Consider the following 15,919-nt stretch of genomic DNA (forward strand, 5'->3'; position numbering starts at 1 on the left):
AAACAATGTGACAAAAATGGAAAATATAGTTATTGGAGCAGGACCTGCAGGAAGATTAGCTGCATTAGAACTTGGAAGATTAGGAAAAGAAGTATTACTTATAGAACAAAAGTATATTGCGGGAACATGTTTAAATGAAGGTTGCATGGTTATATGTGCTTTAAATGATGTAGCAAAATTTTTAAACGAAAGCAAACGATATGAAGATTTAGGATTTATAAAAACTAATACAGATTTTTCTTATGAAAAAATGGTAGAAAAAATTAAAGAAACACAAGTAATTCTTCGAAAAATTAATGAAAGTGATAATAAAAATGTAGGGAATCAAATTATTTATGGAAAAGCAGAATTAAGTATCGATGAAAATGATGAAATAAATGTTAAAGTTAATGGAAATATATATCATCCTGATAATGTTTTGATTGCTACAGGAGCAAGACCATTTATTCCAAATATTTCTGGAGCAAAATATGCTTTAACTAGTAGTGATGTGCTTAAATTAAAAGAAATTCCAAAGAAATTAAACATCATAGGTGGAGGAATAATTGCATGCGAATTAGCAAATATATTTTCTTCTTATGGAAGTGAAGTTAATATTTTCGCAAGAAGCACTGTATTGAAAAATTTAGAACCTAAAATCCAAAATTACACAGTACAAAAATTATTGAAAAAAATTAACATTCACGAAAACACAACCATTAAAGAAATTAAAAAAGATGAAATCATTACAACATCTGGAAATTACAGTGGAAAAACATTAATAGCAACTGGAAGAACACCAAATACAGACAAATTTAAAGATATTATAAAGTTAAATAATGATAAAACTATTAAAGTAGATAAAATGATGAAAACTTCTCACCCCAATATTTATGCTGCAGGGGATGTAATTGGAGGAATCCAACTAACACCAGTTGCACGAAGAGAAGGAATAACAGCAGCAAGGAATATGGCAGGATATTCAAATGAAATATATTATAATAACACCCCAGAATCAATAAGTTTAGATATGGATGTTAGTTTCATACAAAATAAGAAAGATACTGAAAAATTAAAAGAAGAAATTACAAACATAACTATACCTGGAGGTGCTGGTCCTGGAGCATTTTGGAAAGCATTGAGTTCAGAAACAGGTTTAACAAGTGTAGATCTAAATAATAAAACAGGAAAAATCGAAAATATAAGTGCAATATCTCCTTCTAGTGTAGATGATACTGCATATATGGCATTCCTAATGAATTTAGGCATTACAAAAGAAGATTTTAATGATTTTTTAGAATTACACCCATCAACAGATATGTACTATAAAATCATGAAGTTTATGTAAAAATATAAAAAAATAAATTTTTATTTATTTTTTTTGGATTCAGATATAATAATATCTGCTATTTTTTTACCGGCAGATAAAACTTCTTGACTATATTCAGTAGTTTTAGCCTGTATACTATTTAAATTATTTAAAGTATCAAAAATTTTATCATTTAAATCAATAATATCAGATTCAACAACTGCACCCGGGAAAATTGCAGCCATATTGTGATAACGACCATATTTTACTTTTGTTAATGCCATACAAGGCAATTCACAAGCCATAGATTCTTGAATCATGTTCCCATCATCTGTAAGAACCGCCAAATCAGTTATGGCATAACAATCCTTAATCCAATCAATATACCCTAAATTAATTACCTTAGACTCATCAACCATATCCAAATATTCTTTTTTCAATGGATCACCAACAAGCAAAATATTATATTCATCATTAACAACATCTGTAAAATTTTTTAATGCTTTAACAGACATTTCAAATAATGAAGAACCAGATGAAAAGAGTAAAGTAGTTTTATCTGCATCAAATTCCGCAATAGACTTTCCAGGATTATTATCTTTAAGTTCTAAAATATGTTGAGTAATATTTTTTAAACCATTAGATTTATCTCCTTTGGTTATACCCGGAGTTAATGGGAAAAATGATTTTTCTAAGTTAGGTGGAAGATTTTTTGATTTAAATAATTGATTTTCCGGCAAAACAATACAATGATTTAATCTTGAACAAACTTTAGAATCTAAAGGAGTATCAATTAATGCCACAGCAGGAACTTTAGCTAATTTAGCTGCAATACAACCTATAACAGCCCCACCACCAATAATACCAACAACAACATCAGGTTTAATATGTTGAATCAATTTCTTTGTTTCTCGTGCAGCTTTTAATGTTTTACCCCCTGCTTTAATAGTGGATATTTTACTAGCTGCATGCCCCCCAGCTTGAGGAATAGATACTTTATGCCAAGAATAACCATTTTTTTCATATAATAATCCAGGAGCATTATGATCTAAAGCTATTTCACATTTAACTCCCTCTTTTTCTAGGGATTTAACAACATTTAAACCTACTCTAGCATCTCCCCCTAAACCTCTCCCAGTAATAACTAATAACGCTTTCATAATTACAAACCCATAAATAAATATAATATAATATAATATTTTTTAAAAAAATATAAAAAAGTTATCTAATTTAAAGAAATTTTCTAAGACTATTTTTATTAACCTGTCGATCATTAGAAAAATGTTGTTTATTATTTGGTGCAAAAGGATTATACAATAATCTTCTAAATCCTAATATTATTAATAAAGGATTAGAAACTCTAATTTGTCTTTGACCTAATACTATTTTTCTAAAAAGATCTCCTAATCCCCCACCTGTTAATACATCCATAAAATAATCCCCAAAAGTAGGATTATAAATTTTTAACTTTCGAGATAAGAACCTATAAAGATTATTTCTTCTAATAAATGCAATTAAAATTGTGGTGATAATGAAGAAAATTAATGTACACCAAAATCCACCTAGCATATAGAAGGAAATACCTAAAGCTATAGCAAATGAGTGATTACCAACTTCACCTAACATTATCTTTCCAAAGTAATCTAAAGGAGCATAACCTAAACATACGGCTAAAATTAATAAAGGAGTATAAAATGTTGGTAACTCTAATATAGGTGCTGTACCTATTATAACCATTAAAATTGAAACTATAGCTGCAAGTATAAATACAACACTACAAGTAGAACCTGGTTGCATATCTGAAATATTAACTGGTTGAACAAGTAATGCAACAAGTATAGAAGACCATCCCATTAATGGAAAACCAATAATCATTACTAATAACATTCCTACACCACGGAATAATTGGCCCCACTCTACATTTAAATTTAATATTTTACGTCTACCTAATAAATCATCAACAAATGCAAATATACCAATAACAAGTACCAAATCATTGAATCCCTGTGGTAGATATAAACTTAATAATATGAAAGGAATCAAACCGATTGCTCGAGGAGTTCCACCTCTAATATTCTGATATAAATTGCCTAATAATCTTCTTTTACCTAAGAAACGGAAAATTATATTTAATACCATTGTTCCAAAAAAAGATAATAAGAATACGCCTAATAGTTGAAGATACATGGAGAACATGTTTTTTTAACACCCAAATTATTTATAAAAACTAATTAAAGAATAAATTAGTTATTTTTAAATATTAACATATTGTTAAAACTGATATATAATTGTTTTCAAAATTAAAAAAATTAAAAAAAAAGCTTAATTTACAGGATAACGAAGTAAAGCAGCAATACTTCCAAGGGATTCTAACTGTTTACCGCCTTCATGTTCACTACTTATAACAATTACTTTCCCAGACATGTTTTCAACCATATCCATTAAATTTTCTAAATTTTTACTTTTAATTGAATTATCTAAAACAAGCAATTTTTCAACAGCCCCAGAATTAACAGCTTTATTAACTTCTTCCCTACCATAGGCTACTTTAGAAGTTCCCTTTGACATTTCTTCAAAAAGTTTTTCTAATATTGACATTTCATAAGCTATTCTATTTTCTGAGGTTAATTTTTCAACAGTACCATTTTTAAGAACTTCATAAATTCCAGACCGACCTCCAGAGCCAGTGTTTTCTAATATGGATTTTTTAGCAATCTTTGGGAATTTATCTTTTAAATATTTAAAAAAATCATTTTTATAAAATCCTGGACCTGCAATGATAAAAGTTGAAACATCCTCAAAACGATTAATAACTTCAATAGTACTTTGATAAAATTGGTTTAATTTTTTTTGACGACTTTTATCTAAAATTCGTTTACCTGAAATATTTCCCATAATAGGACCATAATATTCTACACCAAATTGACGAATCAAACCAATATCCGCAACATCATCTTCTAAACTAATAATAATAGCAGATAATTTTTTTGATGCTTTAATAGACTGATTAATTCTTTTTAAAATCCAATTTGACCATACTTCTTTACTAATTTTAATAGGAGTATTGATTTTTGCTTCAATTGTGTGATGAGAACCTAAAGGGATAATATCTTCTGGACCTTGAATAATTGGGCCAGTAAGTCTTAATTTACCTGTAAAAATATGAAAATTAATATTTTCAACTGATATTCCTAATGTAAAAGTTTTTTTAACACCTCGATCACTTCTAAGTTTATCCCCTGTTGTATCTTGAATACGACGAGAAGTTTTAGAATATATATTATCCCCAACTTCTATTATATGAGACAAATGCCATAAATCGTCTAATGTTTCTGGAAGAAGATTCATAACCCCATTTTTTTTATCTTGATAAATTATTTTCATTACAAATATACTCCTATATTACAGATTTTAAAGTTTTTAATATAATATATTATAATAATAAATAATATAATTATTAAATAATAAAAAAAAGATTTAATTTTATACAATATAAAATTTGTCATAGCAGGATTAAAATGAAAATTGGAATTATTGGTGGAACTCGGGGATTAGGAAAAACATTAGCTTGGTTCTTTAAAAGAGAAAATTTTGATGTAACTATTACAGGTAGAGATGAAACTGTTGGGAAAATTACTAGTTATGAATTAAATGTTAATTATTCCTCAAATAATGAAGAGGTTGTAAAATCTAGCGACATAATCATTATATCTGTCCCCATATCAAGCACAAAGGATGTTATTAAGGAATTAGCACCTAAAATGACACCTGGATCTTTACTTATAGATGTTACAAGTGTAAAAGAAGGACCTTCTAAAATTATGGAAAAATATGTTCCAAAAGATGTAGAGTTTATTCCAACTCACCCAGTTTTTGGTCCGAGAACAACAAGTTTAAATGGGCAAATAATAGTTTTAACTCCTAAAAAGAAAGGAAAATGGTATCCTAAAGTAAAAAAATTTTTAAAAAATAAAAAAATGAAAGTTATTGAAACTGTACCACAAGAACATGACAAAATGATGGCTATAGTACAAGTATTAACCCATTTTTCTTATATTTCTACTGCATATGCTATTGCTAAATTAAATGTTAATGTGAAAGATACTCAAGATTTTGAAAGTCCTATTTATAATCTTATGATAGATATGATTGCTAGAATAGTATCTCAAAACCCTTTTTTAACTTATTCTATACAATTAGAAAATAAAAATGGGGAACTTGTTCGCCAAACTTTTGCTGATGCAGTATGTGAATTAAAAGATGTAATTTCTACTAAAGATGAAGACAAATTTGTAGATATAGCATTAATAGCAACTAAAAACATGGGCGATATTCAGTCTGCTTTAGGTAGAAGTGATAAAGCTATTAATTCTCTTAATCATGAATCAAATATTTTAAAAATGTCTATTGGTAAAGAAATAGGTTTAAAACATATATACTCTGGAATTGTTCATATAGGAATTTTAGAAGATTTAGGTCCTGAATTCTTAAAATTAAATACTAATAAACATCACAAAAAATTAAAAATTTCTAATGTTGAAGTTTTAAGTGAAAAGGAGTTAATCCAATGGAAAATTAAACTTCAAAAAAATTATTCTCAATCTATTAGTTGTGTTTTCCCATTAACAGCTGATCAATATGTGATTAAAGATACTATTAATAATATTAAAGATATTACAAATGTTAAAATTATTGATGTTTATACTGGGCCACAAATTCAAGAAGGTTTTACTAGTTTTACTTTTAAGATTGAAGCATTGAATAATGCTGCATTTGAATCAACAAAAAATATATTAAAGGGTTTTGGAGGGGTTATTAGATAATATTTTTTTAAATTTTTTTATTTTTTAAATAATATATAATGAACTTAAAATATTTTAATAACAAAATGTAACTACTTATTAAAAACAAATAAAACATGACAAAAATGATTTATAAGATATTATAATGAATTTTAAATCTAAAATAATATATTTATAATATAAAATAAACTATAAGTGATTAAATATAAAAAATAAGAATAATAAATGGTTTAATAAATCGATTAAAAAAAAGTAAAAACCGAAATGTTTATATATTAGAAAATGCACATATTATACTATAGTTACAAAAACTTACTAAAAGATAATTGAAAGTAAAAAAAATAAAAAAGAAAGTATAAAACAATTTTTTATGAATAGCGTAACTATAATGCACAAAATTACAATTAAAATAACAAGAGTAACTTAAAAGTCAAAAGGTGATAATTAAAACTTAAAAAATAGAATAATTTAAAAAGAAATAAAAAATTAAAAAAGGAGATGGAAGTTATGGAAAATAATAATCAACAAAATCAAGAAATCACATTAAAAGTTGCAGAAGCAAGATCACAACACGACGTAGGTAAAGGAATAGCAAGAATCGATCCTGAAACAATGGTCAAAATTGGAGTAACTGATGGAGAAATAATACAAATAACCGGTAATAAAACAACAGCCGCAATGGTATTTTCATCACAAAATGAAATAAATTCAAAAACATTACGAATAGATGGTACAACCCGTAAAAACTCCAAAGCATCCATAGGACAAGAAGTTACTGTTCAAAAAGCTGAAGCAAAAGAAGCTAAAAAAATAAAATTAGCACCATTAGAAGATCCCATAAGAGTTAGTGGAGATTTAAATTCAGCTTTTAGGAATAAAGTGATGGTACAAGGTGATATAATAGTAACTGGATATAAACAACAAAGACAAAACTTAGGTGGAAACAGTTTATTTGATGATATGTTCCGAGAAATGATGGAAGTTCCAGCACTAGGTCAATTGAAATTAGCGGTAGTAAATACAAATCCTTTAGGAATTGTATATGTAGGACCCAACACCCAAATAGAAATGCAAGAAAATCCTGTAGACTTATCAAAAATTGAAGGAATATCTAACTTTGTGGATGTAAGCTATGAAGATATTGGTGGTTTAAAAGAAGAAGTTAAAAAAGTTAGAGAAATGGTAGAAATTCCACTTAAACGACCAGAAATATTTGATAAATTAGGAATTACCCCTCCTAAAGGAATTTTAATGTATGGACCTCCAGGAACAGGAAAAACATTACTTGCAAAAGCAGTAGCAAACGAAAGTGATGCGCATTTCATTACAATAAATGGGCCAGAAATAATGAGTAAATATGTTGGAGGATCAGAAGAAAATTTAAGAGGATTTTTTGATGAAGCAGAAGAAAATGCGCCTTCAATAATATTTATAGATGAATTAGATGCTATTGCTCCAAAAAGAGAAGAAACACAAGGAGAAACTGAAAGACGAACTGTAGCACAACTTTTAACATTAATGGACGGCCTTAACTCACGTGGACAAGTTGTGGTAATAGGAGCAACTAATCGTCCAGATTCATTAGACCCTGCATTAAGAAGACCTGGAAGATTTGACAGAGAAATTGAAATTGGAATACCTGATGTTGATGAAAGAAAAGAAATTTTAGAAATCCATACAAGATCAATGCCATTAGGTAAAGATGTAAATTTAGATGAATTTGCAGAATCAACCCACGGATTTGTTGGGGCGGATTTAGGATCATTAGCAAAAGAAGCAGCAATGAGAGTTGTTAGAAGAATAATTCCTGAAATTAAAGATGGGGAACCAATTCCTGAAGAAACTCTCAAAAAGATTATAGTAAACAAAGATGATTTTAAAGAAGCACTTAAAGAAATTCAACCATCTGCATTAAGAGAAGTAACAGTTCAAGTACCTGACGTAAAATGGGATGATATAGGTGGATTAGATGAAGCTAAACAAGAATTAAAAGAAGCCATTGAATGGCCTTTAAAATATCCGGAAAATTTTGAAAAATTCGGAATTAAGCCACCTAAAGGAACTTTATTATATGGAATTCCAGGAACAGGAAAAACATTACTTGCAAAAGCAGTAGCAAACGAAAGTGAAGCAAATTTCATATCTGTTAAAGGACCAGAATTATTATCAAAATGGGTAGGAGATTCAGAAAAAGGAATTAGAGAAGTATTTAAAAAAGCTAAACAAGCTTCCCCAACAGTAATATTCTTTGATGAATTAGATTCAATAGCCAGCACACGTGGAAATTCATTAGGAGATTCTGGTGTAACTCAAAGAGTAGTTAATCAATTATTAACTGAAATTGATGGTATGGAAGAATTACATGATGTTGCAGTAATTGGTGCTACAAACCGACCAGATATGATTGATCCAGGACTTATGAGACCTGGAAGATTTGATAGACATATTGAAGTTGGCACACCTAATGAAGAAGGTAGATTATCCATATTTAAGGTACATACTAAAAATATGCCTTTATCTAAAGATGTTAAATTAGAAAAATTAGCAAAAGAAGCAGAAGGTTATGTTGGAGCTGATATTGAAGCAGTATGTCGAGAAGCTGCAATGTTAACTTTAAGAAATAATATGGATTCAAATGAAGTTCCAATGAAATACTTTGAAGAAGCAATGGATAAGGTAAAACCTAGTAATAATAACTCTGATGATATGATTCAATATAATTAAATAGATTAGAAAAAAAGAATTATAACTAGTTTATAGCCATTAAACATCCTAATTAATAGAGTTTACTAAAACCAGAAAATAAAGAGAAAATAGTTAATTATTTAACTATATCTCTTATTTTTTTAAAACATTTGTATTACTTTTTTTAAAAATAATAATAAAAATTGTTAATTGAACTTTAATTTTAAACAAAATTTAATATTAAGTATATACTTCATATAAAATAGAGAAAAAATTTTCAATAATATATTACTATTAAATTTCGAGGGATTATAATTGACTCAAATGGAAGAAGCTAAAAAAGGCAATATCACTCCAGAAATGGAAAAAATTTGTGAAAAAGAAAGAATTAGTACTAAAGAAATAATAACTAAAGTAGCAGAAGGTAAAATAGTAATACCTAAAAATATTAACCGAAACACAGAAGCATGTGGAATAGGTGAAGGATTAAGCACAAAAATAAATGCAAACATAGGTTCAAGTAGTAAAATAGAAAATATAAAATTAGAAACCCATAAAGCAAAACTATGTATGGAATATGGTGCTGATGCATTAATGGACTTAAGTACTGGTCCTGATTTAGAATTATTCAGAAAACAAATAATGGAAACTGTAAATATACCGATAGGAACTGTTCCTATTTACGAAGCAGGAGTCATTACTCTTAACAAAGGAAACGAAATTATTGATATGGAAGAAGATGATATTTTTAAAACAATAGAAAAACAAGCTAAAGAAGGAGTTGATTTCATGACTTTACATTGTGGAATCACTCAAGATCTAGTTAAAAAATTAAAAAATGCTAAAAGAGAAATGGGAATAGTTAGTAGAGGCGGAACATTCTTAGCTTCATGGATTTTACATAACGAAAAAGAAAATCCATTATATGAAAATTATGATTACTTACTTGAATTAGCTAAAGAATATGATATAACTCTAAGTTTAGGTGACGGGTTACGACCAGGATGTTTATCCGATGCTAGCGATGTTCCCCAAATTCAAGAATTAGTTACTTTAGGAACATTAGTTAAGAGAGCCCAAGAAGCCTCTGTTCAAAGTATGGTTGAAGGACCAGGACATGTACCTTTAAACCAAATAAAGTCAAATATGGAAATACAAAAAACATTATGTTATGGTGCACCTTTCTATGTATTAGGTCCAATTGTAACAGATTTAGCACCCGGATATGACCACATAACTTCTGCAATCGGAGGAGCAATAGCAGCATCCAGCGGTGCGGATTTTTTATGTTATGTAACTCCAGCAGAACATTTAGGTTTACCTGAATTAGATGATGTTAAAGAAGGTATAATTGCATCAAAAATAGCAGCTCAAGCTGGAGATGTAGCTTTAGGGTTGGATACCGCATGGGAAAAAGAAAAAATGATGTCAAAAGCTAGAAGAAACTTTGATTGGGATCAACAATTTGATATAGCATTTGATAGTTCTAAACCTAGAAAATATCGTGACAAATGTAAACTTGATGATAATGAAATGTGTACAATGTGCGGAGAATACTGCTCTGTTAAAATAGCAAAAGATGATTTTTAATTAATTAAAAAAAAAAGAAGATGTGATAAAATGGAATTAGAACATGTAAATGGAGAAAATAAAGGAGATATATTATTATTTGCTTTAAGTACCTGTGGATGGTGTAAAAAAACAAGAGAACATCTTGAAAAGTTAAATTTAGAATATGATTATATTTATGTAGATTTAACTGAAGGTGAAGAAAGAAACGAAGCTGTTGAAACACTTCAAAAATATAATAAAGATATATCATTCCCTACAATTGTATACAATGATAAAGACATTATAATTGGATACAAACCTGATGAAATTGATGATTTAATAAAAGAATGATTAATGAAAAAATTATTTTAATAGGAGAGTGTCCTTAAAATGTTAACTTATGACAAATTTAAAAAATCTGCAGAGGATAATGGATATTTCATAAACCCCGATAAAGAATTTGTTGAAACACTTATTGAAAATATTGAGGTTAATAAAGATCGATATGGTTATGGAGCTTGTCCTTGTAGATTAGCAAGTGGAGATAAAACAAAGGATCTAGATTTGATATGTCCATGTGATTATAGAGATATAGATCTCGAAGAATATGGATCATGTTTTTGTGCTTTATATGTTAATAAAAAAATAGCAAATAGTCAAGAAACAGCACAATCAATTCCAGATAGAAGATTAAGTGAAATTAATAAAAAAATAGAATTAAAAGATGAATCTAAAGTTTTAAATACAAAATATCCTATTTGGAGATGTAAAGTCTGTGGATATTTATGTAGTAGAGAAAAACCTCCGGAAATATGTCCAATTTGTAAAGCAGAATCTTTAAGGTTTGAAAAACTATTATAAAAAGGAATTTAATTAAATGAAGTACCAAGAACTTGTAAATGTTTATGAAGCATTGAGTAATACTACTAAAAGATTAAAAAAAACAGATATTTTAGCTAATTTTTTTAAGAAGGTAGATGATGAAACATTACCTATTGTAACTTTATTAGCTTTAGGGAAAGTATTTCCATTTTACAGTGAACAAGAAATGGGAATCGGAGATAAACTCGTAATGAAAGCTATTAGTAAAGTTATTGGAGTAAATGAAAATGAAGTTGAAAATCAAATAAGGGACCAAGGGGATATTGGAGCAGCTGCTGAAAAATTATATTCTAAAAAGAGCCAAACTACTTTTTTTTCACAACCCCTAAGTATCAAATTTGTTTTTAGTAACTTAAAAAAATTAGCAACTATTTCTGGTAATAATTCAACCAACAAAAAGATTTCAATAATTTTAGAGTTATTATCTTCAGCTTCTGGAACAGAAGCCAAATATATTACTAGAACAATAACTGAAGAATTAAGAATTGGAGTAGGTGAAGGAATTATTCGTGACGCCATTTCTGATGCTTTTGATATAAATAAAAGTGTCACTGAAAGAGCTTATATGTTAACAAATGATTTAGGACTTGTTGCAGAAGTAGGAAAAAATCAGGGCGAAAATGGACTAAAAAAATTGTCTTTAACCCCAGGAAAACCTGTTAAACCTATGCTTGCACAATTATCTCCTAATATAGATGAAAGTATATTAGAGATGGGTGAAGCTCTTTGTGAAACTAAGTATGATGGAATACGTATGCAAGTTCATAAAAATGGAGACAATATAACAATATTTACTAGACGATTAGAAAATATTACAAAAGCTATTCCAGAAATAGTAAATGAAATTCGTGAGGCATTTCCGGATGAAAATTATATTGCAGAAGGTGAAGTCATAGCAACACGTAATGGTAAACCTTTATCTTTCCAAAATATATTACACAGAGTCCGTAGAAAATATAATATTGAAGAAGCTATTGAGTCTGTTCCTCTTAAAGTTTATTTATACGATCTTTTATATTATAAAAAACCAACATTGGATGAACCAATTAAAATAAGAAGAGAGATTCTTGAAAAAATTGTTAATACAAAAAGTGATAATTTAAATCTTAGTGAAAAAGCTATGGTTAATGAAGATAATCTTAAAGATGCAAAAAGATTATTTGAAAAATCTATTGCCGAAGGGCATGAAGGAATAATGATTAAAGATGCCAAAGAACCATATATACCTGGAATTCGTGGCAAAAAAATGTTAAAATTTAAAGCTGAACCGGAAACATTAGATGTTGTGGTTGTTGGGGGAACATATGGTATAGGTAAAAGAGGTAATTTTATTGGATCCTACATGGTAGCTCTTAGAAATGATGATGAAGAATTAGAAACTGTTGCTCATGTAGCTACTGGTTTAACTGATGAAACCTTAGCAAAATTAACAAAAATGATGGAAAAATATAAAATTAACGAAAAAGGTACAAAAATTATTGTTAAGCCTAAAATAATTTTAGAAATTGCATATAGTGAAATCGTTAAAAGTCCAGAATATGATGCAGGTTATTCTTTAAGATTCCCTGTAGTGAAAAGAATTCGTGACGATAAAGGCTTAGAAGATATTGATACTGTAGAAAGATTGAAATCTATGTATAAAGAATAGATTCTTTTTTAAAAAAAATTTATAATTAAAAAAATATAAAATAAATACTATAATAATTTATGAATTCCAATATATAGGATATATTTTTAAAAATAATATTAATGGTGATTTGATTTATGGCAAATAAAAGATTATTTGGGACATTTGGAGTTAGAAGAATAGCAAACGAAGTTTTAAATCCGGAATTTGCATCCCGATTAGCAGCATGTTATGGTACATTAGTTCAAGGAACTGTGGCTATTGGAGGAGATACAAGAACAAGTACTCCTATGTTAAAACATGCTATAACCGCAGGATTATTATCTTCAGGTTGTGATGTAATAGACCTTGGAATTTTACCTACTCCAGCAATACAATATGCTGTTAGAACATATTATGATGGTGGAATTATAGTTACTGCATCACATAATCCTCCAAAGTATAATGGACTAAAATTTGTAGATGAATTTGGTATTGGTACTCCCGATAATATGGAATTAAAAATAGAAGAATTATACTTTGATAAAGAACCTAAACGAGCTAAATGGAATGAAATGGGAAAATATTGTATTAATGAATCTATTATAGACGAATATATTGAAGAAACTCTTAAAAGAGTAGATGTAGATGCAATAAAAAATGCAAATTTAAAAGTAGTAGTCGATTGTGGTTCTGGAGCTGGTTCTTTCACAGCACCTTACATATTAAGAAAGCTTGGATGTGAAGTAACTACATTAAATTGTCAAGCTGATGGATTTTTCCCAGGACGTAACCCTGAACCAATAGAACCAAATTTAACAGAATTAATAAACACTGTAAAAATTTTAAATGCTGATTTAGGTTTAGCTCATGATGGTGATGCAGACAGAACTATTTGTATTGATAATAAAGGAAACTTTGTTTTAGGAGATAAAACTTTTTCATTAGTTGAAAAACAAATGTTAAAGGAAAACAATGGAGGAATTATAGTAACTACTGTTGCAACTTCAACTGCAATTTATGATATAGCTAAACAGTATAATGGTAAAGTTATAACAACCGCTGTAGGAGACTTACTTGTAGCAAGAAAATTAAAAGAAGAAAATGGTCTTTTTGGTGGAGAAGAAAACGGTGGCCTTATTTTCCCAAACTTTGTTTATGGTCGTGACGCTGCAATGACTGTAGCTAAGATATTAGAGATAATTGCTAAGGAAAAAAAATCATTATATGAACTTGTTAAAGAATTACCAAAATATTATTCTGAAAAAATGAAAATTGAATGTCCTGATAATAAAAAATCAGAAATTATGAAAAGTATTGTTAAGGAAATAAAAGAAACAACTAATTATAAAATAGACACTACAGATGGAGTGAAGATATTAAAAGAAGATGGTTGGATTATTATAAGACCTTCCGGAACTGAACCTATTTTTAGATGTTTTGCAGAATCAGATTCTCAAAAAAAATCTACTGAAATGACAGAATGGGGTATTTCTTTAATTAAAAAATATTTAAAATAAACATAATAATTTAAAAATTGCTTTATTTTTTCTATTAAAAATTTAAAAGAATTGACTAATTAAATAGAAATAAATATTAAAACTTTAATAAAAAACATAAGGTAATTAAATAATTTAAGCAATACATGAAAAAATTAAAAAAATTAGAAAACTTAAGGTATATGTTCTTACACTTTTTTAATAAAAAGTTATACCAATAAAAAATAGGTATATAATGCAGATATTAAACAAAACCCAATATAAATTATAACTCTTACAGTAATCAATTTTTCATGTTTACCTTGATAATCATGAGTAAAATGATCAACAACAATCATTATTAAAAATATTAAGAAAAAAATCAAACCTGGAATTAATTTACCTAAAATAATTTGACTTGTTCCAGGTATCAAAAAAGCCAAAGCAATCAAAATTAAATCATACCACATAAAAAAACCCAAAAATTATAAATTTTCTAAACATTCCTCTTTCAAAAATTGAGCATCCTCATTATTTGGATGCTTAGCTAAAATTTTAATAAAATAACTTAAAGCCTCTTGATATTCCTCTAATTCCATTAAAACAATACCTTTATTTAATAAAAAAATTGGATTATCATTTTCAAGATTAATAGCTTTATTATAACAATCTAAAGCTTCTTGAAAACGCCCTAAATCTAACAAAGCATTGCCTTTTCTATTTTGAGCAGAAGCATCAATATCCGAATCATCAAAACATAACTCCATTGCTTTATCATAAGATTCCAAAGCCTTTTCAGGGTTATTTAAATCATTTAAAAGATTTCCTCTAGCATTCCAAACTTGAGGATCAGAATCATCTATACTTAAAATTTTATCATAAATATTTAGAGCTTCATTTAATCTGCCTAAAACTTGAAGAATAAAACCTCTCCAATATAAAACTACAGTATTTTCAGGATTTATTTTAACAGCCTCATCATTAACTTCAAGAGCCTCTTCAATACGCTCACAATTTAAAAGAGCAATTGCTTTATTATTTAGTATATACTCATTATTTGGGTTTACTTCAATAGCTTTATCATAACAACCAATAGCTTCATGAAATTTACCCAAACGAGAGAGATTATCTCCCTTTTTATTCAATAAATAAATATCTTCAGAATCAAACCCTAAAGCCGCTGAATAACACAACACAGACTTATCATATTTACCACTATCAAAAAGTATATCTGCTCTTTGGGTAATCATGGCTTTTTCATCAATTTTATCTCCAATCCAATCTTCAATATTTAATTTTTCAAAATAGATTACCTGAAAAATATTATCATCATTAATATCTTCAGCATACATCTTCTTAAATTCTTTAGTCATTTCTTGAGCATTAAGAAACCCTTCCTCTTTTGCTAATTTGTCATTATGTTTTAAATTTTTAAATTTAATCAAATCAACTTTAGTAACTTGAGCTTCAAAAACTTTCTTTTTTTCTTTAGAAATTAAATTCCAATAACAGTATAAACGATCCCCTACTTTTAAAGGATTTTTCCATAATTTACGTATTGTCATGTTCTTTTTTTGAGTAATAATATTAATATTTTGACTTCCAAACGACAATATTGGCATTTAAT

General features: G+C 27.9%; 13 protein-coding genes. 8 read left to right on the forward strand and 5 right to left on the reverse strand.

The window, feature by feature from the left end; genetic code table 11:
* The first annotated feature begins 16 nt into the window (after window positions 1–16).
* Entirely contained in the window at window positions 17–1,327 is a 1,311-nt protein-coding gene (locus ACA135_RS07080; RefSeq protein WP_409198050.1) for an FAD-dependent oxidoreductase, read from the forward strand.
* 20 nt (window positions 1,328–1,347) lie between these two features.
* Here the strand turns inward: ACA135_RS07080 and ACA135_RS07085 are convergent, their stop codons facing one another.
* The 3 genes from ACA135_RS07085 to ACA135_RS07095 form a co-directional block, all read right to left on the reverse strand.
* Entirely contained in the window at window positions 1,348–2,448 is a 1,101-nt protein-coding gene (locus tag ACA135_RS07085) for a glycosyltransferase (protein WP_409198051.1), read from the reverse strand.
* 70 nt (window positions 2,449–2,518) lie between these two features.
* On the reverse strand, window positions 2,519–3,475 hold the full coding sequence (locus ACA135_RS07090) for a cell wall biosynthesis protein (protein ID WP_409199104.1): 957 nt from the start codon (window positions 3,473–3,475) through the stop codon (window positions 2,519–2,521).
* 135 nt (window positions 3,476–3,610) lie between these two features.
* A complete protein-coding gene (locus ACA135_RS07095; RefSeq protein ID WP_409198052.1) occupies window positions 3,611–4,672 on the reverse strand; it encodes an mRNA surveillance protein pelota in 1,062 nt (353 codons plus the stop codon).
* Window positions 4,673–4,806: 134 nt separating this feature from the next.
* Between ACA135_RS07095 and ACA135_RS07100 the strand changes: the two genes are divergently transcribed.
* From ACA135_RS07100 to glmM, 7 genes are all read left to right on the forward strand, one after another.
* The gene (locus ACA135_RS07100; protein ID WP_409198053.1) at window positions 4,807–6,111 is read left to right on the forward strand and encodes a prephenate dehydrogenase; all 1,305 of its coding nucleotides are present in this window, start codon (window positions 4,807–4,809) and stop codon (window positions 6,109–6,111) included.
* Window positions 6,112–6,597: 486 nt separating this feature from the next.
* The gene (locus tag ACA135_RS07105) at window positions 6,598–8,814 is read left to right on the forward strand and encodes a CDC48 family AAA ATPase (protein WP_409198054.1); all 2,217 of its coding nucleotides are present in this window, start codon (window positions 6,598–6,600) and stop codon (window positions 8,812–8,814) included.
* Between the two features lie 276 nt (window positions 8,815–9,090).
* Complete coding sequence (gene thiC, locus ACA135_RS07110) at window positions 9,091–10,365, forward strand: phosphomethylpyrimidine synthase (protein WP_409198055.1); 1,275 nt, start codon at window positions 9,091–9,093, stop codon at window positions 10,363–10,365.
* Between the two features lie 30 nt (window positions 10,366–10,395).
* On the forward strand, window positions 10,396–10,677 hold the full coding sequence (locus tag ACA135_RS07115; RefSeq protein WP_409198056.1) for a glutaredoxin family protein: 282 nt from the start codon (window positions 10,396–10,398) through the stop codon (window positions 10,675–10,677).
* A gap of 39 nt (window positions 10,678–10,716) precedes the next feature.
* The gene (locus ACA135_RS07120; protein WP_409198057.1) at window positions 10,717–11,187 is read left to right on the forward strand and encodes a ferredoxin-thioredoxin reductase catalytic domain-containing protein; all 471 of its coding nucleotides are present in this window, start codon (window positions 10,717–10,719) and stop codon (window positions 11,185–11,187) included.
* Window positions 11,188–11,203: 16 nt separating this feature from the next.
* Window positions 11,204–12,856 (forward strand): ATP-dependent DNA ligase, encoded by a 1,653-nt coding sequence (locus ACA135_RS07125; RefSeq protein WP_409198058.1) that lies wholly within the window; start codon window positions 11,204–11,206, stop codon window positions 12,854–12,856.
* 116 nt (window positions 12,857–12,972) lie between these two features.
* Window positions 12,973–14,334: a phosphoglucosamine mutase gene (glmM, locus tag ACA135_RS07130; RefSeq protein ID WP_409198059.1), complete on the forward strand. Its 1,362-nt coding sequence runs from the start codon at window positions 12,973–12,975 to the stop codon at window positions 14,332–14,334.
* Window positions 14,335–14,522: 188 nt separating this feature from the next.
* Here glmM and ACA135_RS07135 read toward each other — a convergent pair whose 3' ends face one another.
* Both ACA135_RS07135 and ACA135_RS07140 read right to left on the reverse strand, forming a co-directional pair.
* Window positions 14,523–14,762, reverse strand: a complete 240-nt coding sequence (locus ACA135_RS07135; RefSeq protein WP_409198060.1) for a hypothetical protein — start codon at window positions 14,760–14,762, stop codon at window positions 14,523–14,525.
* A gap of 15 nt (window positions 14,763–14,777) precedes the next feature.
* Window positions 14,778–15,914: a tetratricopeptide repeat protein gene (locus ACA135_RS07140; protein ID WP_409198061.1), complete on the reverse strand. Its 1,137-nt coding sequence runs from the start codon at window positions 15,912–15,914 to the stop codon at window positions 14,778–14,780.
* Window positions 15,915–15,919: the final 5 nt, after the last annotated feature.

The organism is Methanobrevibacter acididurans, from assembly GCF_046197875.1.
GTDB classification, from domain to species: Archaea; Methanobacteriota; Methanobacteria; order Methanobacteriales; family Methanobacteriaceae; genus Methanobrevibacter_A; species Methanobrevibacter_A acididurans.